Below are 25,353 nucleotides of genomic sequence, written 5' to 3' on the forward strand. Positions count from 1 at the left end.
AGCTGTTCTAAGATTATTTTGTGCAACCTTGAATATTAATTATTTTTTCTTGAAAATTTTTCTGTAAGCACAAGCTTGATGAATTTATAGTTACCAACAGCATATCGTTTCCATAAACGCCTAGGTTCCTGGATAAGTCTATAAAGCCATTCTAAGCCTCCTTTTTGCATCCACTTTGGTGCACGCTTAACCTTGCCTGCTATTACGTCAAAACTACCACCTACACCCATTACAAAACTTACGTTAGAGAAAGTCTTACGATATTGATAAAGAAAGTTTTCTTTTTGAGGAGACCCCATACCTACAAACAATATATCAGCATTACTTTGAGCAATTTGTTGAGCAATGCTTTCCTCCTCATTTTTTGAAAAATATCCATTTCTATATCCAGCCGAAATTTTTTCACCATATTTTTGGGTATAAATCTGAACCACTTTGTTTACGATCTCTTCAGTAGCACCAAAGAAAAATACAGAGTATTTTTTTTCATTGGCTGTAACCATCAACTCCTCCATCAAGTCAATTCCTGTGACACGTTCGGGGACAGGCTTTCTTAAAATTTTAGATGCCCAAACTACTGATTGCCCGTCAGCATTGATAATATCAGCATTTATAACACTATTGTGTAGCTCCTTATCTTCATGCATCATTACTATCTTACCGGCATTTACATCTGTTCTATGTATTTGTTGGTGGTTATCAATAGCGTGTTCTATTTTGGCTACTGTCTCTTGCAAGGTTAAACAGTCAATTGGAGTAGAAAGAAGATGAACCCTTTGGGTGTTATTGGTTGTACGAGCTTGCATTTTTTTTTATTAATTTTGAGTGTTCAAAGTTTGGTATTTACCCTTTATTTACAATGTTATGAGCGGTAATTGATTTAGTCATTCCCAAAAACTTTTCTTTATAGAATACACTTTCAGGAAAAAGTTGTTTGTATTGTTTTTTTGATAAAAGTTGGATTTCGTCAAGGTATGCATTAGCAGCTTCTTTGGTGTACTTTATACCTCGACTAAGGCGAGTCTTAGTAAGAATAAATAGTTGTAGGCTTCTCGGTAAAAATTGAAAGAAGGGTAATAAGTAATGTGGCTCAATAAAAAAGTAGTAATTAGGGGTTTGAATATAATGGTAACGCCCTATTCTCCGAACTTCTGATGCCATTTTTTCTTGATTTTGGTACGTGAATAAATGTTCTATTACAGAGTTAGAGAACACTAAGTCAAAGTGATTATTTTGGTAATTTGAGAGATTAGTAGCATCACCTATAGTACTTTGTATGTTAGAGTAGTCGCTTGGCTCTTTATGAAGATTTAACAAAGTAATATGGTAATTTGGGTTGTTATGAAATCCACGATTTACCCAAAAGAGTTGTGTACCACCTACGTCAAGAATTTTCATAGGTTTTGGTAAATTTTTGATTTTACTTTTAAAGAAGTTAAATCGTTTTTCTCTAAACTTATTGCCTAGTGATTTAGGGTTTGCGTAATTTGCTAATTTATCTATTTTTTGCATTTGTAGTCTTATATTTACTCTAAGTATACTTTTTGAAAGACAAACTTTGATATAATGATTATTTGTGATTGAAAAATTAGGTAGATGAACCTTGAATATCTGATTTGAAGGCAAATATACAACTAAAAAAAGCAAAAAAGACAATTCCTTTGTTTGCATTCATTAGTGACTCGGTGATGCCACAAAGCATAAAGAGTGTTATAAATGTAAGGTATAGTGCTTTTTTTTGTTTAACAGCTTTGATAATAGGGAGTATAAAACTGAGCATTAGTAGAGTGAATCCAATCAAGCCAAGACGAAGCCAGTCTTGGAGGTAAATGTTGTGAGAATTAAAACGATAACCTGCTAATCTTCCCCAGAATTTTTTTTGGTCATAACAAATCACAAGTTGGTCTTCTGTGTCGCCAGTACCAACACCAAACAAAAAATTTTCATAAATAACTTCAACACTACAACGCCACTTTACAAGCCTCATAGAAAAAGCATTTTGATTGCTATTGTAATACTGGTAGTCTTTGGCGAAAATTTGTGAAATATTGGTTTCATAGATGATTTTAAAACGATGCTGTAGAATGTCAAATTTCATAATAACAATAACAACAATTCCAATGAATAAGCTAGCCAAAGCAATATTGGTAGTTAGTATTTGCTTTTGATAACCAGCGATAAATTGTGTTATAATAATTAATACTATGCTGATGATAGGCATACGCGCACCCGTGAGAAATATGAATGCTAGAGTATAGATAAATAAAACTATGCTACCAATTTTAGCAAGAGCAGAGGTAGAGTGCCAAAATTTTTGTAACAAATAAAGGATGATAAATAAGCAAAAACCCATGTACATGGCAATGTAGATGGGGTGCATTTTTATAACAGACGACATGGATAAAAGGTCGTAAAATAACACCTTGACACCTTGATTTTGCCCAGTAACTTGATATATAGCGTATAATAGCATTGTGCTAGATGCTAAAGTACAGCTAAACACAAATGTTTTTAAAATTAAATGGAATTGGGTTTTTGTAAATTGTTTTGTAGTAGAACCCAACACCAAGGGAAATATAAGTAGACTAAGTCTTTTTTCGAGTTCAATGGCTCCTTCTGATGTATTATTGGTATATAACATACCTATCAAATGTAAGATATAAAAGCCGATGAAAATCCAAGAAAGGTTATTGGATTTTAGATTTTGAAGTTTGGCTCTCCATTTTCCTTCCATTATCCAAACAAGCAGCATTAATACAATACTAATGTTATTAGCAAGCATAGAAATAGGTAAGGTAACAGTTACTAGTAGGATAGTTATAAATAAAAGGTTATCTTGTTTTAGTATGCTCATTTTGTCAAATAGCTTTGTTGGTGATTTTTAGCCTATGTCTTGAGGTTATAGAGTTTCTTTTCTAATTTAGTATTGGGTATTAAATTCCTTCTCGTACCTTCAAATTCTTTCACCCTTTAACTTTACTCAAAAAGTATCACGTAGCTAAGGTTCCTACAGATATTGGAGTTCAAAAAGCGAACTCTAATCAATTTTTCAAGTTCAGGCATTCATTCATAAATAAAATACTTCTAATTTATTTAATCTTCAGTGTATGAGAGCCTTCATTATAATTATTATGTTATCCTGCAACTGGGTGACAGGTGGTGAAACTCTAAGAAAGTAGACTATAGTTGTTTTTGGTTCTGAATTTTTACTTGATTATTTTATCCCTGAGCTGCACCTGAAAAATATGACTATGTCTGGTTTTTAAAGTTTTACAAAGACAAAATAACCTCAATATTATATTTACTCTTAAGGTATTAGTACTTAGTCAAGCCTGTATTTGTGAACCCTTGTTCCAAATTATATGGTCACTTTTTGTTGTCTAACACAGTAACCTGCGTCAAAACTCACACAATATACTTATTGTATGTACAGTGATTTTGTGCCATTCATTCATAATTTACCGCTCATAGAAGCTGTGACTGAGTACTAATTGATACATTAAGTATTTGTTGTATTTACGATTGTTTAGTGATTAAAAAATCTCCAATAGCCAAGTATTTTAAGCTGGAATTTTCCATTACATGAAATGCATCTTCTGGAGCATGAACTAATGGTAATCCATGTAAATTAAGCGAGGTGTTGAGTACTCCCCCAATATTAGTGATTTTTTTGAACTCATTGATTAGATTCCAATAATCTTGGTTATGTTCTTTAGTAACCATTTGGGGTCTTACTGTTTTATCATAAGGGTGTATACCTCCTGCCAATTCTGTATAGGCAATAGGGTTGGTATCATATGTCATGATCATGTAATAAGGGTCATTTTTATCTTTATCTTTGTCCCAAGCGAGGTATTTGTCCATGTCATCATCTATGATAGAACTAGCGAATGGCATCCAGAAATCACGGTTCTTAATCATTGAATTAATTTCTTTGACAACATCTGGTACATTAGGGTTCGCGATGATTGCTCGATTGCCAAGACTTCTGGCACCAAACTCTTCACGTCCCTTAAATCTTGCTATCACAGCTCCTTCTGCTAATATTTCCGCGGCTTTTTTCTCTATATTCTCTTCCTTAGATATGTTGTATTGATGCTTAAAACTATAGTTGTCAAAAGCTTGTTGGATTTCACCATTGCTAAAGGAAATGCCAAAATAAACACTGTCAAAAGGTTTTATAGTATGAATACCTTGATGTTTTGTTGAGAGATAATAACAAATACCGATAGGGTTAGATTCATCACCAGCAGATGGGGTGACAAATATTTTCTCTAATCCGGGTATTTCCATTAGTAGTTTATTAGCCTTTACATTCATGAAAGTACCACCAGCTAAGGCAACTTTCTTAATACCAGTTTTTTTTATGCAAGCAGTTACCCACTTTACTAAAAACTCTTCAATAAAAAGCTGTAATCCCCCCATTAGGTGATCAAATCTTTTTAGAAACATGAACTCGTGGAAAAAGTCTAATGCCCCATACATTGAATACCCTTTGGTAAACTCCCAACTTGTACCATCTTCTGATAGTTCAAACATTTCCCATAATTGGTCGGCAACCTTTCTTGTTCCTTTCTTATCAGCATAAGGAGCCATTCCCATAAGTTTATATTCATGTTCAAGTGGAACCATTCCATTTAAGAAAGTGAAAATGGCATACATTAGCCCAATAGAGTGGTTTTCATGAACGTCAGAAAGTTTAGTAATTTCTCCTTTTTCACCAATATTTACTGTGGCACATACTCTATCACCAGCTCCATCATTGGTTAGCACCAAAACTTTATCATTAAGGTTAGAGTTACCAAAGTATGCACTTGCTGCATGAGTTAGGTGATGGTTTACAAATTCAATTTTGTCCTGAGTAAAACCAAAATCTACAAGTTTTTTTATACGTTGACTTTTGTTAAGTTCTTCATAGGGAGCAGCAATTGCTTTGACAGATTTAAGCTTATTTTTAACTTTACTAATGTTAAGGCCTTTTCCTTTACCTATAAGGCTCTTATAGTAATCTAAAGTACCTTGACGATTGGTAGGTTTAGGCATATAATCACCATTAAGCCCCACAATATCAATATCACTAGGGGTTAAGCCACTTTTTTCAAGTACTAGTTTGAGAGAGTGCTCAGGAAACCCTGCCATGTTTTTTTCTCTTGTTATTCGTTCTTCCTGGATTAGATATTCAATTTTACCATCTATTGTTAAGCAAACAGACGCATTGTGACCGTCATGTACTCCTAATATTTTCATATCTTTTATGACTATTTTATTAATTATTAGATTATTTTAAGACAATAGGTTATTATATATGTTGAAAAGCTTTTGGGCTGTTGACTCCATGTCCAACTTTTGTTCAAATAAAACTTGCCTTAAATCAAAATCATTTGTTGCTTGTTTTTCTAAACATTTGTGTACCAAGTAGGCTAACTCTTCGGGTGTGGAATTATTTGAAACATAACAATTAGATACGTTTTTTAGCATTGAGGCTACATTGCCAACATCTGTAGATACTATAGGTATATTACAACTAATGCTTTCTTTTACAGAGTTTGGTGAACCTTCAAAGTCAGAGGTAAGAATATGAGCGCTAGAAGCTCCATAATAATGTGGGACTAGTGACCTTGAAGAGTTTACAAGGTGTAATTCTTCAATATCAGTTAGGTGGTATTTACTTTTTAATAAAGCAATTACTTGCTTATATATATCATACCTTTTCTCTACACGGTGTAGATTACCTGCACTGACAAATAAAATGTATGTTTTGTTTTTATTTAGACCAAGTTTTTCCTTGGCTATATTTTTATCGATTGGAGTAAAAAAAACAGTGTTTACACCATTGGGTAAATAGTGGACACTTGGATGGTGTTGGTATTGTGGAGGTATATCACACTTAAAAATAATTGCATCAGATTTTGAAGTAATATATTTTGTTAAACGAGCACTTATTTTTTTAGGTAAGTTTAAGGAGTCAGGAGTCCCATTACTCAAAAATGATACTACAATTTTTTGTTGAGGCTTGATCATAAGTATAACAAAAGCAACAAAGGCATGATGGCAATGTAATATATCATAATCTTTGACAAGTTTTCTTAACTTTAGAAAAGCCTTGAAGTACGCCGTTTTACCCTTATTTCTTGCGTCGATTACAACTACATCATTCTTTGAAAGCTTCTTATCAAGAGAGTGTATTTGTTCTTTTATAAATATGCCAAACCCTGGATGATCATCTGTTGGATAAGCATTGGTAATGTGCAAAACTTTCATTTTTAGAAACTTAGATATGAGGGGATGTTTATAATAAAAACATTTACTACTTGCATAGTACGTATAATTTCTAGAGACTGTATTTTATTATTTTTATAAATGCGGTTATTATGCCTTGTACCTGGTTGGATGTTAATAAAAGAAGGGTGTGCATGATTTGAATTTAATATCATTTCTTTACTTTTTCGGGTATCATATACTCATTTTAGTCTTATAGCTAACCTATTTTTGTTAAACTGACATCTTTGTCTTTAGAAGAATTGTAGTTAATAATAACATTGGCAACATGATTTGTGGTTTTTCTTGGATATTATCTATCAACATTTGAAACGGCAAAGATAGCCAAAATATACTGATAACAATTATCCAGTTTTGGATTGTTGGTATATCAAAGGTGTCTAGTTTCTTTTTAAGAGAGTAGATACAAGAGAAAATAAATAGATGAAATAAAACTAAGCCTATCAACCCTGTTTCAGCTTTGATAGCAATTAGCCCAGCAAAAGGAAAGGATAAGTTGGCAGATCTCCAGCGAGAAGCTTCCGATATTTCCTTAGTCCATACATCACTCATATATTTTTTTACCCAGTAAGATGAATAAGGTGGGATGATAGAAGGTAAACGAAATTGCCCTTCATCTTTGTATAGAATATCATAGGCTAAAATATTAGATGTACGACTATCAAACCTTCCAGGACCAGCACCAAAAAACCAAGTTAATTGACTATCGTTAGCCCATTGACTATATACTCGGTGGTACAACACCGCTTTGGTATTTGTTCCTATTACCATCTCTGCACTTGTTTCATTAAGCGTTGAACCTGTATATGCAGAGGAAATTTCAAAAATATTGTTTATTTGTCCTTTTGATATACGGTTGAGGTATAGGTTAAGTAGCGATAGGACAAAGAGTGAAGACAATGATATTAAAAAGACGGTTAAAATAGTTTTGTTAGTAGAAGTTTGGCTACGTCTATTAAATAATTGACTGAATACTGACAAAATAATGTATAGTATACTAGACATAAGTGTGATGGCGGTCAAAATTTTAGCATCACAAAGTATTACAGCTAAAGCTATTGCAAATACAGTGAGACTTTTATAAGACTTGCGCTTGAATAGCGATTGGGTTTTTAATAAAAAAGGGGGGACAAGGTAGTATAAAAGTAATAATGATAGAAAAAAGCCAGCTTTATTGGCATCGTGAAAGCTGCCCGACCATAAATCTCCAGGATAAAAAGAAAGATGTAATACTGACTGGGTTGCTAAACAAAATAGTTGAAACAAGATAAGTTTCTTAAAAAACGACAAGGTTTTAATAATATCTTGAGTATCATATTGGTAACGATAATAATGAAGAAATAAAATCAATTGTCCACCTATAATCAAATACCATAGTATAGGTGTGAAAAATGAGACATCAATAATTGTATATACAAAGATTAATGCAAGGCAGTATATAAGATAAAGTAAAAGGGTAAGTTGAGGAATCTGAAAACTCAATTTTTTGGTAGAGCTAATGATTTGTGGCAAAATAATAAATGGTAATATAAATAATGCTTGTTCTATACCTAGAAAACAAAAACCAATGATCACTTTTAGTTGATATATGGGAGATTGTTTTGAGTAAAATGACCAAATAAATACTACAATACTACATAGTAAAAAAGGAAGTTTTAATATATTAGGAAAGCCAAAAGCATCACTTAAAGCCGCATTAACACTATAGCAAAATAACATGAAGAAAATCAAACTATCAAAATTGCGAGGAACTGACAAAGGTTTGGATAATGAATATGAAGACATGAATCTGCTATTTGATGAGGTTCAACTTAGTTTATTACAAAGTGTATCTAAAAGCTACTTTTAATTGTAGGCATGGCCTGCTTCTAGCTAATGTATAATTGTTTAACCAAGTTATGGTTGGCGATGACTATATATGTTATCTTACTAGTGCTTTATAAGATTACTAAGTATGTCTGATATTTTTTGACTGGTGGTGCCATCTCCATAGGGGTTAACTGCATTAGACATAAGATTGTATGTCTCTGCCTCATCTAAAAGCTTACAAGCTTCTTTAACAATTTTTTCTTTTGAAGTACCTACAAGTTTTGCTGTACCAGCATCAATACCCTCTGTGCGTTCAGTTACTTCTCGCATTACAAGCACAGGTTTACCCAAAGCAGGAGCTTCTTCTTGAATACCCCCTGAATCTGTTAATACTAGATAAGATTGATTCATCAGCCATATCAGTTTAGGGTAGGGTAGAGGCTCTATCAATTTAATGTTTGGAACATTGCCCAATACCTGATTCACTACTTGACGCACATTAGGGTTTAAATGCACAGGATATACAATCTCTACATCATCGTAAGATTCTGCTATAGTTTTAATGGCACTGGCAATATTTTCAAAAGGTTTACCAAAGCTTTCACGACGGTGACCTGTAACCAGAATGATACGTTTGCTAAAATCAATGTTAGTAAACGTGTTTTCAATCTCATTATCTTGTTTAAGAATATCTAAACCTAGTAGTAATGCATCAATTACTGTATTGCCTACTAGGTGTACGTTAGATGATATGCCTTCCAGGGCTAAATGTTGAACAGCCTTAACAGTAGGGGCAAAATGAAAGTCAGCTACTTTTGAAGTTAATTCACGATTAATTTCTTCTGGAAACGGTGAGTATCTATTATTACTTCTCAAACCTGCTTCAATATGTGCTACTTTAATTTTTTTGTAAAAAGCAGCTAAACCACCAATAAAGCAAGTAGTTGTATCTCCTTGAACAAACACTATTTCAGGTAGGCAATCATCCAACACTGCTTCTAATGCTTTTAATCCTTTAGCAGTAATATCAAACAAGGTTTGGTTAGGCTGCATCAGGTTAAGATCATAATCAGGGTTGATGTCAAAAAAATCTAACACCTGATCCAACATCTCACGGTGTTGGGCTGTTACACATACTTTTGTATCAAAATATGCGTTTTTTTGAAATTGTTTGACAAGTGGAGCCATTTTGATGGCTTCAGGGCGTGTTCCAAATATGAAAAGACATTTCATTAGTTATTATGCTTAATTGATGTACAAAGTAAAGGCTAACTTTCAAATTAACCAATAAAATACATTCAAAAATTTGTATCTACTCAAGCAAGTATATATTACGCTTGATGCCAGTATTATACTTAGATTATTTACCGAGTTTTAAAATTCTTGGGGTGAAGCTATTGAATTTCATGAGTGGAAGTATTTAATAATATTTCGAGGGGATACTATGTGTCTAAAAATGGGCAAAAAAGTATAGATAACTGTTGATTTCCAGGTAGAATCTTGGGGACCAGCAAATAGGTAGTTTTTTCTTCCAATTGCTACATGTCTAATGGCATTTTTGGTGAGGTGATTGTCGATCTTGAGCATTCCATCAAGGAGGTAGTTGGACAAGGTAGCCCATCAGTTGATACAATAGGCAAACGTCTTCCAAATAACAGGTTTGGGAGCACTTTTTCCAGTCGGAATAGCTTACGTTGTTTGAGCGTCATTTTTTCTTCCCGTGCTTTCCGCTCGATGTCGTAAAGTTGTTTGATGTAAATAAGCACTTTTTTAGTCCTTACCTTGTCATTGTTTTCTGCTTTGATAAACTTGCGACGCGCTTGTGCTCAATAGTCTGTCCACCTGAGTGATGTCAGGTTTTTTGACTACTTTTTCATATATCCCATTCAGTGAGGGGATACATTTGAAACATGCTTTTACTTAAATATAAGATAGTATTTGGTTTTGTAAATTATGCTTAAACTTATTGTTCCAATAATAATTGTAAGAATTATTTGCTCTAGAGCAACATTAAGTAAACTGCCTGGAGTGTAAAAATATATAAATAAGAAGGTTATTGGAATTAAAAGAAGTGGCAAAACCCAAGGTAAAGGCAGGTTTTTTAAAATGTATTTTCCTATAATAATCCAAGATAAAAATATGGATATTTCAGATAGTAATGTCCCATAAACGGCTCCTTTAATACCAATTACTGGAATAAGTAGAATACCTGTAGTAATGTTTACTATCAATGCAATTGTATTGAGGCGTACTCGAAATCGTGGTGTATTAGCAATTGTAACAGTAGCAATTGCAATTAGTGAAAATACAGATGTAGTACCTGCAAGTACAATAATAGGCAATAACTCTCCTACTTGTTTAAAACTTTCAGGATAAATTAAACCAATAACACTTTGTCCCCATATCTTTGCTATAAGAGTAATACTAAAAAATATAATAGAAACTAAAATAATAGCTTTCTTCAATTTAGGTAGGTAGAGGTGAGACTGTTTCGTGGCAATCCATTCTATCAAGTGTGGATCCCATACCAAAGAAAACCAAGACTTTACCATTAAAATTCCCGCAGATAGCTGTAGGGCAAGCCCTAAAACACCCACATCAGCATTGTCTGCAAAGTAACCTACCAATAATCTGTCTACAAATACTGTGCTTGCAAAGAGGATAGATGACGGTAAAAAACGAACACCGTATGAGGCCATTTTTTTTGCCAGAGGTTTTATAAAAAAAGCTTTTTTAAGAAAAGTAATGTTAAGCTTTTTAAATTCCATGTAGACCCACAACAACGAAAGCATTTGAATAACAAAAACGACTATAAGAAACAGAGTCAGTCGTTGTTTTAAAGGTACCAAATAAATACAAGGTAAGGCAATAGCAATACTAAAAACCTTATTAATCATAGTAATCCGGACAAACGGAAGTGCCTGATGCATGTAACGAAGGATAAACGTTGCCCAATAGGCAATAGAAGAAGGGATGAGACCCAAAAGAAAAAACATAAGTTCAGTTTTGCTTGCCTGAACATATTCTGTAACATAATTGGTGCTCATTGAGACAATAAAAAACAGGATCCAGATAATAAAAAATGTTGTGATGGCTATATAAGTACCTGTAATTCTAATTTGTGTTCTCTCCTTCTTATTATCTGTTTGGGCAATAAACATTGTATAAGTGGTACCCATTTCACAGTATTGTAAGACAGATATTACTCCCCATAAGGCAATAAATAATGGTATAGTACCATATTGATGAGGTGTAAGTAAACGTGTAAGAATAGGAGATACTACTAATAATATGCTCTTACTTAATATATCAGCCAGAGAGTAAGTGGCAAAGTTTTTTAAAAATTTCAATGTATAGATATGTTAATCTTGTATATAAGCTAAATGATATGAATTTCATTTAGTTTTGCTTATACTTATCTTGTTGTTTTTTTGGCAATAACTTCCAAAATACTTTTTCGGTTATAATACCTTTGAGGGTAAAAAGGGAGAGCATCATTTTTGTTTGTTTGACTGTTGATAGATGTTTCGCCTTCTACTCCTAAACTTATAATCTCAAAACCTGCATTCTTTAGTTGTTTTTTAAGCCACTTTTCTCTGACAATTATGTTCTTTTTGTAGCCTAACAGGGTTCTTGCCAACATACGTAGTGCATTTAGGCGATCTCGGGGAACATCTAAAAAAAGATGAAAATACCAGCCAATAGTGTCAGTGTTGATATATAACTTTCCTGAAGGCTTTAATACCCGATTAAATTGTTGCAAAGCTTTTGGCATGTCAGTAAACATGAAAACACTGTAGCAAAAGATACCATCAAAATAATTATCAGGAAAAGGAAGAGTTTCTAAAGGTGAATTCTGAAATTGTACGTTATTAATATTCATTGCTTTTGCAATTTCCTGAGCGCCTTTTAAACGCCCATTGTCTATATCTACTCCATCTATATGTTGATTAAACGCTGCCATAGCATGAGCCCACTGTCCATAACCACACCCAGCATCCAATACCCGGTCCATATTGGTAAATCCATGAAACTCCAATCGTTTTTTGTAATTTTCCAGGGTTCTTATTCCTGTAAATTCATTATTTATAAACGATTTTTCATAACCTGAAAGATTATCCCATGTTTCTTGAGGGAATATCCAACCTCCCTCTGCAATGTTTGTCAAGATATCTTCTTTTACTTCCATATATTCTCTAGTTTTTGAATAGGAACCGTTATAGAATGCTTACCTGTTTCATCAGTTCCGTTTTTTATAACCTTAAGTTGTGTGTTTTTATAGTATAACTGTACAGGGTGGTTTGTTTTAGTATAAAAAGTAAGCCCCTGAAAAAATGCATTGGGGGCAAGGTCAACTTTTTCACTGCAAATCAGTTCATGCCTGTTTTTGTTGGGAATATAAATTACCTCAGTTGATTCAATCATATCAACATACCTCAGCAAGCGAGCGGTACCGCATACCCACAAATTCTTTTTTTGAGATTCTTCCGCCAAAAAGTAGAAAGGGGCAAGTAAGGTATTTTCTTTATTTTTGATGCCATCCACAGTAGCAGGTGTACATACTCCTTCAGGGCTGGTAGAAATAACGCCCAAATGTTGATAAATGATGCTAATCCCTTTTTGCTTGTAAAGTTTATTCCAGTTGATTTGTTTTAATTGAGAATCCAATGTCGAAAAGTCAGGACCATGCTTTCCAGTAGATCTGAATCTTATAAATCCTTTGAAAGCATTATTATCCCTTAACTTTTCAGGAATAAATAATTGTTTTTTCTTCATTAAAAAGCCACTGTTTTTACCCAAGAGTTTTAAAACCTGGTTTTTGATTGGTCTAAGTTTGTCCAATAATTCTATATTATAATGACCAGAATCCAGCCAGATATATCTAACTCCATTTGGTTGTAATAGATCGGCGTGATAAACACCACTATCAGGGTTATCGCCCTGATACATATCTACATGATTTCCCAAATTACCGTTGTTACCACCGTGATTTGTAAATACTTCCAGAGTAACATTTAGTTTTTCCAAAGCTTCATAATATCGGTTAGCGTGTGCACGGGTAAATTCATCAGATTGAAAAAAATCCCCATAGGAGTGGTTGGTGTCTATCCAGCCACTTTTCAGGTAATCTTCAATTCTGTTGGCCTCTCTGCTTAAAGGAGCATTTACATCTGCTCCTTTAAAATAAGAGAAGGTGTAATCATAGGCTGAAAAAAAGAACAGGCTTGAAGTTATTTCCAGGTTTAAGCCTGTTCCAAGTTTTGTTTGTTTGTCAGTATTTACAAACTTCATAAACTCTTCAAAAAAAACAAAGGAAAAAAACTCTATATCGCTTGATATAGATAAGGCTCCATTGTATGGATAAGGGAGTTTTCTTAGCTTAGAGTCTTTAGGGTTTATAGTTTGAAACATTATTTGTTTAAATATAATACAAGGTGTCAAGGGATAATTTATTAAATAGAGGCTATATGTTTTAGAAGTTTATTGAAAACAGTATAGTATACAAAGGTACTATTGTGAAAACATCTTTACAAATTGATTTACATAGATATGAGTAGCACTTTTTTTAGAGTGAAAAGCGTTAATCCATTCTTTACCCTTAAGGCCTTGCTTATGAGCATATTCCTTGTCAAAGTATAATTTTTCTAAATAATTACTCACACCTTCAACTGTATTGGATGAAAGGATGGGATGCCAGTCATACAATTCCTTCATTACTTGTTCATCTACATAAGAAACTACAGGTTTACCAATGGCAAATGCTTCCAAAACAATCGAACCAAACCATCCGATACCAAAATCATCGGATACTACATCAGCGATAGAATAAAATTTGATTAATTCGTTACGGGTAAATCCTTCTGGGTTGTTTGCCTTGAGCCATACTACATTCTGTTCAATTCCTAAATCTTGAATTAATTGTTTAGCTGTATCAACATCAGGAGAGGCTGTACGATCAGGCATGGCTATGCTTGCATCTTTGATGTTATTTTTCTTTATAAAATGAGCAAACGCTTTCAGTAACAAGTCATTTTGCTTCCATTGCCCTGTTTCTTTGAGGTTAGGATTAGGGTTTATCATTAATCTTGATGGATGGAAAAGAACAAAATTGAAGTGATCAGCAATTTTTTTGATGTTATGATCAGGCAAACTATGGGCTGTCTTATCTTCTTTGAAAACATCAGTATCAATAATTAGGGGGAAATATATATGTTTTACCTGTTCTTCTTGGACAGATAATTTCTGTAAAGCGTTTTTAAAAGGGAAAAAAGGTTGGGTCCAAATATTATTGACTTTTTTGATGCCTCTTTTTTGAAATTGCCCCAGAAAAACTGCTTTTAGTTTTTTAGGGATTGACTTATATAAAAAAGAAAACTGATAAGGAAAGGGAGTTACAGTTAAATCTCCTCCTGTAACAAAGAAGATCGTTTGGGTTTTAATAGATGGAGCTAAACCAACATAAACGCTTGATAAAACTACAGCATCATAAGTAGATAATTCTTTGGGTAATTTTTTATCCCAAAATTTTAGTAAGTTTTTGGCGTCCCAATTCTCATAACTATGAATCCATGTTGGATAGTTGTTCTTGAGTTCAGGGTCTTCGTTTTCAGGGCGTTCTTGATAATCTACGGTTTTCCCTAAATAGAGATGAGCATCTATATCAGAATGTTGGCGAAGGGCTTTTACAATAACATAAAAGTTGTTGGCTACATTACCCAGAAAAGCAATTTTCATAATACTAAAAGTAATTTACCTTAAAATTTAACCGAATATATTACTCAATTTTTGGCGATCAGGAAAATTAACCAAAACTCCTAAATCCTGCCCTTGGTACACGACCATACTCCCCAAAGCTACAGCGGAGGCATTCCCCTGCTTTACTACTTCTTCTATATGTTGTAAATTACCTGCTCCACCGTTGGCTATCACAGGTAGACTAACACTGTCAGTTATTTTTCGTACCAAGTCAACATCGTACCCTTTCCATGTGCCTTCTCTATCCATGGAAGTGATGAGTAGCTCGCCTGCACCCAGTCTTTCCAGTTCCTGAGCCCATTCTACATAATTGAGTTTGGTTTTTTTTGTACCTGAAACTCCCAAAACTTCATATTTTCCCCAGAAGTTTTTTTTGATATCAATTGAGGCTATAATACTTTGACTACCAAAAGTATCGGCAATTTCTGTAATAAAGTTTGGGTTGGTAATTGCGTGACTATTAATCACTACCTTTTCTAGCCCAATACTAAGAATGTTTCTTACATCCTCCACACTTTTTACTCCCCCTCCATATGCCAAAGGCATGAAACATTCATCTGCGATTTCCCGCAAAATATCTAAATTAGGAGGACGATTCTCTCTAGTGGCTGTAATGTCTAAAAAAACCAGTTCGTCTACCTCCAGTTCATTAAAAATACGGACTGTGTTGATAGGGTCACCTATGTACCCATATTTGTCAAACTTTATGGTTTTTATAAGGCTTTCACCTCTTAATAGCAAACACGGAATTACTCGGGTTTTGAGCATCTTTAGATCAATTTGTCGAAGTTGTCAAAAAGTTTCATGCCAAATTTATGGCTTTTTTCCGGGTGAAACTGTGCCCCATAGATATTATCTTTCCAAATGGCAGAATCAAAGTTATGGGCATAGTGAGTTTTTAGCAGTACATTTTCGTTGTGGTCACATTGCACATAATAAGAATGGACAAAATAAAAGCGAGGTTCTTCTGGCAAATCTTTTACTAAGGGGCATTCTTGAGCTACTTTTACTTCATTCCACCCCATATGAGGCACCTTTAGATTGTTTTCTTTTTTGAACGCAATCGTTTTGGCAGGAATCCAACCTAAGCCGGGTATTTTACCTTCTTCACTGCTTTCTGTTAATAACTGCATGCCCAGACAAATGCCTAAGAGAGGTACTTTTTGTTCTAAGGCTTTATAATCCAGTACTTCTCTTAACCTCCCTTCATTAATTTTAGTCATGGCTTTATCAAAAGCTCCTACCCCTGGTAGTAAGAGCTTTTCTGCCTGCTCTATTTCTGAAAGATTAGAAGTAACCTTTGCTTTAGCTCCAATTTTTTTAAACATATTGAATACCGAACCAAGGTTACCTATGCCATAATCTATGATTGTTATCATAATTCGTTTTTAGAAGTATATTTGATGTAAAAACTCATAGGCACAAGACTCATCTTGGCTAGGATGTAAAACATCGGGCGAAGCTTCTCGAACCTTCTTTTGTAGGTTTTATAGTCTTTAAAACTTTTTTTCGGACCATTTATTACGGCTTCAAATTCTTCATCAGAATACCCCAAACGCTTCTTGAAGTAATCAATCAACTCAGCCTCAATATAAGGAGGTTGTGCATACTCTTTGAGAGCATCTTCCTGTGTTTTTAATCCTGCCCTTACTGAAGCAGACAAACTATTGTTACGTTGGTCGTTATTAAACTTAGTGGGCAGATAATAACTATGCATAAAAGCAGTCATTCGGTTTTCCAAGTGGTGCCCTCCATAATATTGCCAGTCAAACTCTTTTTCTAAAAAAGCACGGGCATCCTCTTTAGAGTATTGAATATACCAAAACGGGCGAATTTTTTTGATTCGTTTTACCAAAATCCACTTCATAAAAGATTTGAAGTCCATATTAGGGAACGTTTTCATTTTAATTTTCCCAAACTTCTTGTGCACTGATTTTATATACTTACCATCGGCATAAAAAGAGCCTAGTGGTGAAATCCCTTCAGTAATGTATGAGTGTCCTTCTAAAATATATTTGATTTTGTATTTGCTGGCTGCTCTGTAAAGTACCTCAGCTAGAGCTATATCAGTAGGGCCATCTATTTCAGGAACCCCTGCCTTAAAAAAGGAATTGAAAATATCATCAGACTCCTTATTGTCTACTACATGTGTGTATAAGTCAACATTGAGTTTTCCTAAAACCTTGCGAATATTTTCAGTGGCAATAGCTGTATTCCAAGTATTATCATAGTGCACTGCCAAAGGTCTTAAGCCCCACTCCAGTGCCTTAGATACCATAAATGATGAGTCGGTTCCCCCACTTACACCTATTACACAGTCATACTTCTTACCTTTACCAGCTGTTTTTATATCCTCAATGATTTTCATTAAGGCTGCTTCTCCCTCTGGTGTACCCGTTTTGTACTGTTCTTTAAGGTCGTCAACCATTTTACAATAGTTACACACTCCTTGCTCATCAAACTCTATTTTAGGAGTACGTGAATCATAAATGCATCGTGAACAAACTTGATAGGTTTCAGTTTTTTGTTCATTTTGTAATGAGAAAGATTTTGTGTCCATAATTATTTGAGTTAAAGTTCCTCGATACGAGCCGATTCAATAATAATTTTTTTCCCGTCTATAGTTTTAAAAAATGCACCTGGATAAGGTGATGATTGTGCTCTTATGAAATTGTAAATTTCATAAGCAGGCTTTTGAAAATCAATTTCGCCATCCTTGGGAGAACGTTGAGGGAAAACTTGTATTTTAGATTTATCCTGAGGAATAAATTGAATGTCTTGGATATTCTGCAGAGCATCAAGCAAAATTTCTTTAGATGCTATTGTAGCTTTAGCATATACTTCCTTGATAGTATCCTCAAAAGTAATGATAAAAGACTTTTGCCTGATAAGGTCACCATCATCTACTCCATTGTCTAACTTAAACAATGACACTCCAGTTTCTTCTTCGCCGTTGATAATTGCCCAAACTAAAGGAGCTCCACCAGCATAATCAGGAAGCATAGAAGCATGAATACCCCAAGTACCGTATTTTGCCAGATTTCTGATTTTTTCAGGTACCATATAATACCATCCCATTACAAGAATAAGGTCTGGTTCCATTTCTTTTATATAGTCGTAATGGTCACTGATACGGTTGTCCTTAGTTGATTCTATTTCTATGGTGTTTACATTGTGTTCCTGAGCTATTTCCTGCAAGTTAGCGTAGTTGTAGTTCTTTACTTTGGAGCTGCTATAAGATATTTTAAACTCTTGTGGAATAGTAAAAACAGTATGTATTTTAATGTTGTTTTCCAGCAAGTGAAGAAAAATTTCTTGACTGAACTGGGTAGCACCTAAAAAAATAATTTTCATTCCAATTGTTTTTAGTTTCTACAAAATGTAGTAGATGAAGAAACGCCTGCCTGTTTAAACAGGAATCTTTTCATTATTGAGAAATATTTTACACCACCACTCAAAATTCATCAATGACCATATTAACAAACGATGGTTTACCTTTTGATTGATATGTTCATCAATAATTTTTTTTGTGTAGTCAGGGTTAATAAACTCAGAAGAAAGTGTTTTTTTATTTAAAAGAAGTTCTTTGATATATTGAGCGTTTTCACCCCGATACCAAGATTCATCAGGAGCTGAAAACCCTTGTTTTTTTCGATTGATTATCTTGTCGGGCAAAAAATCATACATAGCTTTTCTAAGCACATTTTTCCCGTCATTAAATTCACGGTATACTTTTCTCTTGTCACTAAATAGATTTTCGTCTAATTTTTTGAAGCTTTCGAGATTACCTAACTTATGTTTTACTGGTATTTTTTGGGCAAAATCTACCAAGGCATTATCCAAAAAAGGAAAGCGCTCTTCTAAACCGTTGGCCATAGAGAGTTTATCGCCCACGAGTAATAATCCAGGTAAAAAAGTTTTAATCTCGAAGTACAAACTATTTTGAATGTGTTCTTCTGCTGTATTATATTTCAGACGATTATTAAACGTAAATACTCTCTCAAATACACCTCGTACCTCTGTAAGGTTCATTTGTTGAACAATAGAAGGTTGAAATAAGCTTGTCTTGTCTTTGTCAGGAACCAATCTTTGCCAAAAACCATAATAATTATCAAAAAACTCTTTTTGATTAAGGCTTTGGAACACACGATAGTATCGCCAAGGATACCCTCCAAATAACTCATCTCCTCCAGTGCCTTGTAAACAAACTTTCACAAACTTTGAAGCTAATCGACTTATATAATAGTTAGGGTAACTCATCCCTACTTTTAAATCTTCTAAATGCCAAACAACCCTTGGAAGCGACCACTTCAAGTCACCAGCGTTGATGACCTGCTCATAGTGTTCTGTCTTGAAGTAATTTGCCATTAGTTCAGCATCACGTCGTTCATCATAATTGGCTTCTACCCCTGAGACTTCAGACATATCAAACCCCCCTGTAAAAGTGGTTAAGCGGTTTACATGGCGAGATGCAAGGGCAGTCATTGAACCTGAATCCATTCCTCCAGAAAGATAAGACCCGACTGATACATCAGCAATCATTTGACGAGCAACTGCATTCTCCATTAAGCGTTTAGTCTCTTCTTTAGCATCCATGAAAGTCATACTTTCATCAGGAGTATTAAAATTATAATCCCACCAAGACATGTGTTGTACAAAAGTGGAGTGGGCATCAATTGTCACTGTGTTAGCAGGAGGCAACATATATACATCCTTAAACATTGTGTGATACCTAAACAAATTCTGGAAAGTAAAGTATTCGTTTAAAGCAGATAGGTTGACGTCTATGTTATAGTTTGGATGTTGAATGATAGACTTTATTTCAGAGGCAAATACCAATGTTTTGCCATTGAACCAATAATATAATGGCTTCACACCAAAACGGTCTCTGCTTAATACGAGACTTTTGGTTTTTTTATTCCAAGCAGCTACAGCAAACATGCCATCAAGTCGTTTAAAAAAGTCACTGCCATACGCTGCCAAACCCTCAACTAATACTTCAGTATCAGAAGACGAAATAAATTCATGCCCTTTAGATTTTAGTTCTTGCTTAAGTTCTAAAAAATTGTAAATACAACCATTAAAAGACACTACCCATTCATCGTTTTTAGAAGTCATGGGTTGGGCACCACGAGAAGAAACATCTAAAATTGCTAAACGTTTATGTCCTAACGCGATATTATTCTCTACAAAAAAACCTTCTCCATCTGGGCCTCGATGATTTAACTCACGAGTAACTTTTTTGATAAGTTGTAAAGAGATAGGCTCCCTGTTGAGATTAAAAATGCCAGCAATACCACACATAATTTTGCTGTAGATTAAGTGATGAGTAGATTAGTTTAACTTCAAAGCTAGATATTTTTAGCTTACAATAGAATTAAATTAGCTTTTACTCTTAGAGGCGAAATTCTTTTAATGAGAAAAGTTATAATTTTTTGCTATTATATGTAATAAAGGTGTGCTAAAACTCACACACCTCGGTACCTTATTTTATTTCATTTTTTAGAACGTCAACCACATATTTATAGTCTTCTTCGCTCATTTTATTATGTAAAGGAATGGCAATAGAGCAGTCATTGGCTATTTGTGCACCAGGGAAATCTTCTGGTTTAAAACCAAAGTTATTGGCATAATAATCAAGCATATGTACTGCATGGGTTCCAGGGCGGGTACTGATGCCTCTTTCCTGTAATAATTCCATGATTTTATTACGGCTATGTGGAGCTTTGTCTTCATGAATTAAACAAGCAAATGACTGCCAACCATGTGAATAATCAACAGAAAATTCAGGTACTTGAAGCCATTCAAGGTCGGCAAGTTCTTTTTTGTAGAAAGCAGCCCATTTATCACGTTCTTCAATGAATTGATCTAATTTACCAAACTGAACGACTCCTAGAGCTCCTTGTAAGTCAGTCATACGGTAATTATAACCCATTACCTCAAATGCAGGTAATATGTATGGCTTGGGACCATGATGGCGTTGTTCCTCTGAAATAGAAGCACCATGATTACGTAACATGTTGAGTTTTTCAGCTAGAGCATCATCATTGGTAGTAACCATTCCTCCTTCGCCAGTAGTAATAGATTTTCTTGGGTGAAATGAGAAACTTGCCATATCTCCTAAACTTCCTGCAGGTTTACCTTTGTAACCAGCACCTGCTGCACAGGCAGCATCTTCTACAATGGCAATTCCTGGTGCAGCTTCTTTAATAGCATCAATATCGGCGCAAAGCCCAAAAAGGTGTACAGGAATAATGGCTTTGGTTTTTTCTGAAACCTTTTCTTTTACTTTTGCTGGGTCTATGTTGAACGTTTTAGGGTCAATGTCTACAAACACAGGGGTGGCTCCACAGTAAAGAACCACATTAGCAGTGGCTACCCAAGTAAATGCAGGTATAATAACTTCGTCACCTGCTTGAATATCTAAAGCTGCTAGGGCAAGGTGAAGTCCAGTGGTGCAGCTTGTTACGGCAAAGGCATATTTTACTTTGTGTCTTTCTGCAAACAGTTGTTCAAACTCTTTTACTTTAGGACCTTGGGTAACCCATCCACTAAAAATAGGTTCTTTTAATGCTTCCCATTCTTCTTGCCCCATTGAGGGCTGAGATATATATATATTTCTTTTTTTCAATGTATCTGATCTCATTATGATATATAGTTATGCATTAGTGATTGCTTTGTGACTAAATTTTTGATGACCAACCTTGGTTTAGTATTAAGCGTTAACTTTGTTTTTATCTACCCCTGTAGCAATACGCCACTCAATCAGTTTTTGCAACCCTTCCCTTAAGTCGTATCTATATTTAAAATTTAATTCTTTTTCTGCTTTTTCCCGTGAGCCAATTCTATTTTTTACAAGTGCTCTGGCGTCATCTTCTGAGTAAGGGTTATACTTTACTTTTAATGAAGATTCTTTTAATTCTAAGATCAACTCACAAAGCTCATTAATACTTGTTTGTACTTCGGTTCCTACATTGTACATACCAAACTCTACATTGCTTTTTAGGGCTTGTACATTACAGTGTGCCACATCTTCTACATAGATAAAGTCATAAGCTTGGCTTCCATCACCATTAATACTCGGGGCTTCGTTTGCTTCAATTTTATTAAGCATAATAGGTACTACACCAGTATAAGCAGCTGTTTGATCTTGGTGGGGTCCATATACATTCATGTATCTAAGTCCAATGACATTCAACCCATAGCGATCGTTAAAAGCAGTAGCCATAGCTTCTCCTGCAATCTTAGATGCACCATAAAAGTTCTTGTTGTTGAACGGATGAGCCTCTGTCATGGGCAACTCTACAGCATCGCCATATACAGAGGCTGATGATGACCAAACCAGTTTTTTGATATTGTTGTTAACGCAAGCTTCAAGTACATTGAAAGTTCCTGCAATGTTTACGTCAAAAGCTGTTCTTGGAAAGTCTTTGCAGTGTAACAACCACATAGCTGCTAGACAAACCACAAAGTCCATCCCTTTCATAGCATCATTCAAAATGTCTATCTCACGTATATCGCCCCCGTTAGGGTAAATACTACATCTTGAATCTTCGAGCTGTTCTGTAAGGTAACTTTTTTTACCGCGAGCAAAGTTGTCATAAACAACCACCTGATCAACCTGTTCTTTTAATAACTCAGCAACCACAAAACTTCCAATGAAGCCAGCTCCTCCAATAACTAAAACTTTTTTGCCTTTTAAATCCATGTCAAATATTAAGTTTTTATGCCTTCCTATAAAAAATAGGTCAAGGCTTATTAAGTGTTAGAATAAATACGTGCTATCGATCTTTGTAAAAAGGGTGATAGTCTATTTCTTTTTTTGCAAAAGGGTGATAATCCCCATTAAGTCCAAGAGGGCGGGCGTTTCTGATTTTATGAACAATATCAATACTAGCACGGGCATCTTCCAATCCAAACCCGTTGCCTTTAAGTATTTCTTGATAACTTATAGTGTGCAAATCTGTAAACCCTTGGCTAAACTCTATTTCTTCTCCTTCCACAGTAATGGAACGAAACGTTCTTTGACCTTTGACTTTCACATCTTCGGGTAACGCATTATAATCTACACTCAGGTACCAACGAACTCGTGCTTTTTCAAGTTGTAAAAAACCAGAAGCTCTTTTTGGTTCTGATACGTGTACTACATTCTCTTGTACTTCCCCAAAAATCAACGTAAGCATGTCAAAGAAGTGAATACCTATGTTGGTAGCAATGCCTCCCGATTTTTCGTGATTGGCCTTCCAACTGGTAAAATACCAGTTTCCACGAGAAGTAATATAGGTTAAATCAATATCATAGATTTTATCTTCAGAAGCATTGTCTATCTTCTCTTTGAGTGCTATAATAGAAGGATGGTGTCGTAATTGTAAAATAGTGTGTAACTTATTGCCTGTTTCCTGTTCTACCTCCTGCAATGCATCAATATTCCAAGGATTAAGTACCAAAGGTTTTTCACAAATAGCATCTGCACCATTTTTAAGTGCAAATCGGATATGAGAGTCGTGCAAATAGTTAGGACTGCAAATGCTTACATAATCTACTTTTTGGTTAGTTTTATGAATTTTGTTTATATGACGGTCAAATCGTTCAAATTCAACAAAAAAGTCCGCATTTGGAAAGTAACTGTCAATAATTCCAACACTGTCATTAGGATCCAATGCTGCTACCAAATGATTGTTAGTTTCTTTGATAGCTTTCATATGTCTTACAGCAATATATCCAGCAGCTCCTATAAGGGCAAAGTTTTTCATTGTAATAATATTTTTAAGGCTTCATTTTTTTGACAATACCATCTAAGAGTTGATATTTTTCCTGGCTTTCAAGGCATATAGCAAAACCATTTTGGTCAAACTCCAAACGATGACCATATTCGCTCATCCAACCCGTTTGTTTGGCAGGGTTACCAACTACCAATGCGTAAGCAGGTACATTTTTAGTGACTACCGCACCTGCACCTATAAAAGCAAACTTACCAATATCGTGACCACATACAATGGTAGCATTGGCTCCAATAGAAGCTCCTTTGCCTACGTTAGTTTTACTATACTGCCCCCTTCGGTTGATAGCACTACGTGGGTTGGTTACATTGGTAAAAACCATAGAAGGACCTAAAAATACATCATCTTCACAGGTAACACCTGTATAGATAGAAACGTTGTTTTGAACTTTGACATTTTTCCCTAAAACTACTTCTGGTGAAACAACTACATTTTGTCCAATATTACATTTTTCCCCGATGGTGCAGTTGGGCATAATATGCGAAAAGTGCCATATTTTGGAGTCTTTACCAATAGAGCAACCTTCATCTATTATAGCAGTTTCGTGTGCAAAGAAATCACTCATAGTTTTAATTGAAAAAACGTTTAACGTGTTCTATGATATAGTCTTGAGTGCTTTCGTTAAGTTCGGTATGAATAGGTAATGATATGACTGATTCACATAACTTTTCAGCGACTGGAAAATCTCCTTTTTTGTACTCAATATTTTCAAAATGCTTAAAAGCTTTTTGAAAGTGGATAGGTAGTGGGTAGTAAATCATAGATGGTATACCTATTTTTTGCAAATATTCCTTCAATTGATCCCTTTTACTGGGATCATCCATTTGAAGGGTATACTGATGAAACACGTGCGTAGACGTATTAGAGCGTACAGGAGTTTTCAGGTGTTCAAATTCTGCGAATGCTTGATCATAATAAGTGGCTGCTTTTTGGCGAGCTTCAATGTATGAGTCTAAGTGCTGGAGTTTTACTTGTAGTAAAGCCGCTTGGATAGTATCTAAACGAGAGTTGACCCCTATAACATCATGAATATATTTTTTGGTCTGCCCATGGCTGGCTACTATACGTGTGTTTTGAGCCAATTCTTCGTTGTTGGTTGTCATAGCACCACCATCGCCAAAACACCCCAGGTTTTTAGAGGGAAAAAACGAGGTTGTTCCAATATCCCCAATAGTACCTGCCGATTGAGTACTTCCATCAGAAAAAGTATATTGTGCGCCTATTGCCTGAGCGTTGTCTTCTAACACCCAGAGTTTATGCTCTTTAGCTATACTCATAATAGCTTCCATGTTGGCACATTGCCCAAATAAATGCACAGGCAAAATAACCTTGGTTCGTGGAGTAATTGCTTGACGGATAGCATCAACAGACACATTAAATGTATTGGGGTCTACGTCTACCAGTATTGGTATAAGCCCTAGCAAAGCAATTACTTCTACTGAAGCTATATAGGTAAATGCAGGAACAATGACTTCATCACCAGGTTTAAGGTCAAATGCCATCAAGGCAATTTGTAAGGCATCAGTACCATTGGCACAGGGAATGACCTGTTTTACCTGTAAATAATGCGCTAAATCCTGAGCAAAAGCTTTTACCTGAGGACCGTTGATAAAGTGAGAAGAGTTGATAACCTCTTGAATAGCCTCGTTTACTTCTACCTCTATTTTTTTGTATTGACCATTCAGGTCAACCATTTGAATATTTTGACTAGTTATTTTTTCCATACCAA

General features: G+C 34.8%; 22 protein-coding genes and 1 pseudogene. All 23 read right to left on the reverse strand.

Going from position 1 to position 25,353, the window contains the following annotated elements:
- Nucleotides 1–35 precede the first annotated feature (35 nt).
- The 23 genes and pseudogenes from M23134_RS09705 to M23134_RS09805 all read right to left on the reverse strand — a co-directional run bounded on the left by M23134_RS09705 (nucleotide 36) and on the right by M23134_RS09805 (nucleotide 25,348).
- Nucleotides 36–806, reverse strand: a complete 771-nt coding sequence (locus M23134_RS09705) for a WecB/TagA/CpsF family glycosyltransferase (RefSeq protein ID WP_004155504.1) — start codon at nucleotides 804–806, stop codon at nucleotides 36–38.
- 37 nt (nucleotides 807–843) lie between these two features.
- A complete protein-coding gene (locus M23134_RS09710; RefSeq protein WP_004155505.1) occupies nucleotides 844–1,512 on the reverse strand; it encodes a methyltransferase domain-containing protein in 669 nt (222 codons plus the stop codon).
- Nucleotides 1,513–1,588: 76 nt separating this feature from the next.
- Nucleotides 1,589–2,854: an O-antigen ligase family protein gene (locus M23134_RS09715; protein ID WP_004155507.1), complete on the reverse strand. Its 1,266-nt coding sequence runs from the start codon at nucleotides 2,852–2,854 to the stop codon at nucleotides 1,589–1,591.
- A 662-nt stretch (nucleotides 2,855–3,516) separates the two neighbouring features.
- On the reverse strand, nucleotides 3,517–5,247 hold the full coding sequence (locus M23134_RS09720) for a carbamoyltransferase C-terminal domain-containing protein (protein WP_004155509.1): 1,731 nt from the start codon (nucleotides 5,245–5,247) through the stop codon (nucleotides 3,517–3,519).
- Between the two features lie 36 nt (nucleotides 5,248–5,283).
- Entirely contained in the window at nucleotides 5,284–6,261 is a 978-nt protein-coding gene (locus tag M23134_RS09725) for a glycosyltransferase family 4 protein (RefSeq protein ID WP_004155512.1), read from the reverse strand.
- A gap of 231 nt (nucleotides 6,262–6,492) precedes the next feature.
- On the reverse strand, nucleotides 6,493–8,064 hold the full coding sequence (locus tag M23134_RS09730; protein WP_004155516.1) for a hypothetical protein: 1,572 nt from the start codon (nucleotides 8,062–8,064) through the stop codon (nucleotides 6,493–6,495).
- A 144-nt stretch (nucleotides 8,065–8,208) separates the two neighbouring features.
- On the reverse strand, nucleotides 8,209–9,321 hold the full coding sequence (wecB, locus tag M23134_RS09735) for a non-hydrolyzing UDP-N-acetylglucosamine 2-epimerase (RefSeq protein ID WP_004155519.1): 1,113 nt from the start codon (nucleotides 9,319–9,321) through the stop codon (nucleotides 8,209–8,211).
- A 171-nt stretch (nucleotides 9,322–9,492) separates the two neighbouring features.
- Nucleotides 9,493–9,699 carry an IS66 family transposase gene (locus tag M23134_RS42690; RefSeq protein ID WP_394330658.1) on the reverse strand — a complete coding sequence of 69 codons (207 nt, stop codon included), beginning with the start codon at nucleotides 9,697–9,699 and terminating at the stop codon, nucleotides 9,493–9,495.
- Nucleotides 9,627–9,896, reverse strand: a pseudogene (locus tag M23134_RS42695) (hypothetical protein); the annotation flags it as partial. The pseudogene M23134_RS42695 and the gene M23134_RS42690, both read right to left, overlap by 73 nt.
- A gap of 108 nt (nucleotides 9,897–10,004) precedes the next feature.
- Nucleotides 10,005–11,438, reverse strand: a complete 1,434-nt coding sequence (locus M23134_RS09740) for a lipopolysaccharide biosynthesis protein (protein ID WP_004155522.1) — start codon at nucleotides 11,436–11,438, stop codon at nucleotides 10,005–10,007.
- A gap of 65 nt (nucleotides 11,439–11,503) precedes the next feature.
- Nucleotides 11,504–12,277 carry a class I SAM-dependent methyltransferase gene (locus M23134_RS37805; RefSeq protein WP_004155523.1) on the reverse strand — a complete coding sequence of 258 codons (774 nt, stop codon included), beginning with the start codon at nucleotides 12,275–12,277 and terminating at the stop codon, nucleotides 11,504–11,506.
- Nucleotides 12,268–13,500 carry a hypothetical protein gene (locus M23134_RS09750; RefSeq protein WP_004155525.1) on the reverse strand — a complete coding sequence of 411 codons (1,233 nt, stop codon included), beginning with the start codon at nucleotides 13,498–13,500 and terminating at the stop codon, nucleotides 12,268–12,270. The genes M23134_RS37805 and M23134_RS09750 overlap by 10 nt, the downstream gene beginning before the upstream one ends.
- 99 nt (nucleotides 13,501–13,599) lie before the next feature.
- Nucleotides 13,600–14,823: a glycosyltransferase gene (locus M23134_RS09755; protein ID WP_004155527.1), complete on the reverse strand. Its 1,224-nt coding sequence runs from the start codon at nucleotides 14,821–14,823 to the stop codon at nucleotides 13,600–13,602.
- 27 nt (nucleotides 14,824–14,850) lie between these two features.
- Nucleotides 14,851–15,612 (reverse strand): AglZ/HisF2 family acetamidino modification protein, encoded by a 762-nt coding sequence (locus tag M23134_RS09760; RefSeq protein ID WP_004155529.1) that lies wholly within the window; start codon nucleotides 15,610–15,612, stop codon nucleotides 14,851–14,853.
- Between the two features lie 2 nt (nucleotides 15,613–15,614).
- Nucleotides 15,615–16,223: an imidazole glycerol phosphate synthase subunit HisH gene (hisH, locus tag M23134_RS09765; protein WP_004155530.1), complete on the reverse strand. Its 609-nt coding sequence runs from the start codon at nucleotides 16,221–16,223 to the stop codon at nucleotides 15,615–15,617.
- Nucleotides 16,220–17,404 (reverse strand): N-acetyl sugar amidotransferase, encoded by a 1,185-nt coding sequence (locus tag M23134_RS09770; RefSeq protein WP_004155531.1) that lies wholly within the window; start codon nucleotides 17,402–17,404, stop codon nucleotides 16,220–16,222. Before M23134_RS09770 ends, hisH begins: the two co-directional genes overlap by 4 nt.
- A gap of 11 nt (nucleotides 17,405–17,415) precedes the next feature.
- A complete protein-coding gene (locus M23134_RS09775) occupies nucleotides 17,416–18,198 on the reverse strand; it encodes a methionyl-tRNA formyltransferase (RefSeq protein WP_004155532.1) in 783 nt (260 codons plus the stop codon).
- Nucleotides 18,199–18,252: 54 nt separating this feature from the next.
- A complete protein-coding gene (asnB, locus tag M23134_RS09780) occupies nucleotides 18,253–20,148 on the reverse strand; it encodes an asparagine synthase (glutamine-hydrolyzing) (RefSeq protein WP_004155537.1) in 1,896 nt (631 codons plus the stop codon).
- Between the two features lie 181 nt (nucleotides 20,149–20,329).
- Entirely contained in the window at nucleotides 20,330–21,475 is a 1,146-nt protein-coding gene (locus M23134_RS09785) for a DegT/DnrJ/EryC1/StrS family aminotransferase (protein ID WP_004155544.1), read from the reverse strand.
- An 84-nt stretch (nucleotides 21,476–21,559) separates the two neighbouring features.
- Nucleotides 21,560–22,552 (reverse strand): NAD-dependent epimerase/dehydratase family protein, encoded by a 993-nt coding sequence (locus M23134_RS09790; RefSeq protein ID WP_004155545.1) that lies wholly within the window; start codon nucleotides 22,550–22,552, stop codon nucleotides 21,560–21,562.
- 73 nt (nucleotides 22,553–22,625) lie between these two features.
- Nucleotides 22,626–23,597, reverse strand: coding sequence for a Gfo/Idh/MocA family protein (locus M23134_RS09795; protein WP_004155546.1), 972 nt, complete (start codon nucleotides 23,595–23,597; stop codon nucleotides 22,626–22,628).
- Nucleotides 23,598–23,610: 13 nt separating this feature from the next.
- Nucleotides 23,611–24,189: an acyltransferase gene (locus tag M23134_RS09800; protein WP_004155548.1), complete on the reverse strand. Its 579-nt coding sequence runs from the start codon at nucleotides 24,187–24,189 to the stop codon at nucleotides 23,611–23,613.
- Nucleotides 24,190–24,193: 4 nt separating this feature from the next.
- Entirely contained in the window at nucleotides 24,194–25,348 is a 1,155-nt protein-coding gene (locus tag M23134_RS09805; protein WP_004155550.1) for a DegT/DnrJ/EryC1/StrS family aminotransferase, read from the reverse strand.
- Between the last annotated feature and the right edge of the window lie 5 nt (nucleotides 25,349–25,353).

This window comes from Microscilla marina ATCC 23134 (assembly GCF_000169175.1).
GTDB classification, from domain to species: domain Bacteria; phylum Bacteroidota; class Bacteroidia; order Cytophagales; family Microscillaceae; genus Microscilla; species Microscilla marina.

What these genes read in the sequence shown, in the direction of transcription:
- M23134_RS09805 (WP_004155550.1), bottom strand. Translation starts at nt 25,348, where the DNA reads ATGGAAAAAATAACTAGTCAAAATATTCAAATGGTTGACCTGAATGGT.
- M23134_RS09800 (WP_004155548.1), bottom strand. Translation starts at nt 24,189, where the DNA reads ATGAGTGATTTCTTTGCACACGAAACTGCTATAATAGATGAAGGTTGC.
- M23134_RS09790 (WP_004155545.1), bottom strand. Translation starts at nt 22,552, where the DNA reads ATGGATTTAAAAGGCAAAAAAGTTTTAGTTATTGGAGGAGCTGGCTTC.
- M23134_RS09705 (WP_004155504.1), bottom strand. Translation starts at nt 806, where the DNA reads ATGCAAGCTCGTACAACCAATAACACCCAAAGGGTTCATCTTCTTTCT.
- M23134_RS09760 (WP_004155529.1), bottom strand. Translation starts at nt 15,612, where the DNA reads ATGCTCAAAACCCGAGTAATTCCGTGTTTGCTATTAAGAGGTGAAAGC.
- asnB (WP_004155537.1), bottom strand. Translation starts at nt 20,148, where the DNA reads ATGTGTGGTATTGCTGGCATTTTTAATCTCAACAGGGAGCCTATCTCT.
- M23134_RS09750 (WP_004155525.1), bottom strand. Translation starts at nt 13,500, where the DNA reads ATGTTTCAAACTATAAACCCTAAAGACTCTAAGCTAAGAAAACTCCCT.
- M23134_RS09715 (WP_004155507.1), bottom strand. Translation starts at nt 2,854, where the DNA reads ATGAGCATACTAAAACAAGATAACCTTTTATTTATAACTATCCTACTA.
- M23134_RS09795 (WP_004155546.1), bottom strand. Translation starts at nt 23,597, where the DNA reads ATGAAAAACTTTGCCCTTATAGGAGCTGCTGGATATATTGCTGTAAGA.
- M23134_RS09710 (WP_004155505.1), bottom strand. Translation starts at nt 1,512, where the DNA reads ATGCAAAAAATAGATAAATTAGCAAATTACGCAAACCCTAAATCACTA.
- wecB (WP_004155519.1), bottom strand. Translation starts at nt 9,321, where the DNA reads ATGAAATGTCTTTTCATATTTGGAACACGCCCTGAAGCCATCAAAATG.
- M23134_RS09755 (WP_004155527.1), bottom strand. Translation starts at nt 14,823, where the DNA reads ATGAAAATTGCTTTTCTGGGTAATGTAGCCAACAACTTTTATGTTATT.
- M23134_RS09775 (WP_004155532.1), bottom strand. Translation starts at nt 18,198, where the DNA reads ATGAAAATTATTTTTTTAGGTGCTACCCAGTTCAGTCAAGAAATTTTT.
- M23134_RS09770 (WP_004155531.1), bottom strand. Translation starts at nt 17,404, where the DNA reads ATGGACACAAAATCTTTCTCATTACAAAATGAACAAAAAACTGAAACC.
- hisH (WP_004155530.1), bottom strand. Translation starts at nt 16,223, where the DNA reads ATGATAACAATCATAGATTATGGCATAGGTAACCTTGGTTCGGTATTC.
- M23134_RS37805 (WP_004155523.1), bottom strand. Translation starts at nt 12,277, where the DNA reads ATGGAAGTAAAAGAAGATATCTTGACAAACATTGCAGAGGGAGGTTGG.
- M23134_RS09730 (WP_004155516.1), bottom strand. Translation starts at nt 8,064, where the DNA reads ATGTCTTCATATTCATTATCCAAACCTTTGTCAGTTCCTCGCAATTTT.
- M23134_RS09725 (WP_004155512.1), bottom strand. Translation starts at nt 6,261, where the DNA reads ATGAAAGTTTTGCACATTACCAATGCTTATCCAACAGATGATCATCCA.
- M23134_RS09720 (WP_004155509.1), bottom strand. Translation starts at nt 5,247, where the DNA reads ATGAAAATATTAGGAGTACATGACGGTCACAATGCGTCTGTTTGCTTA.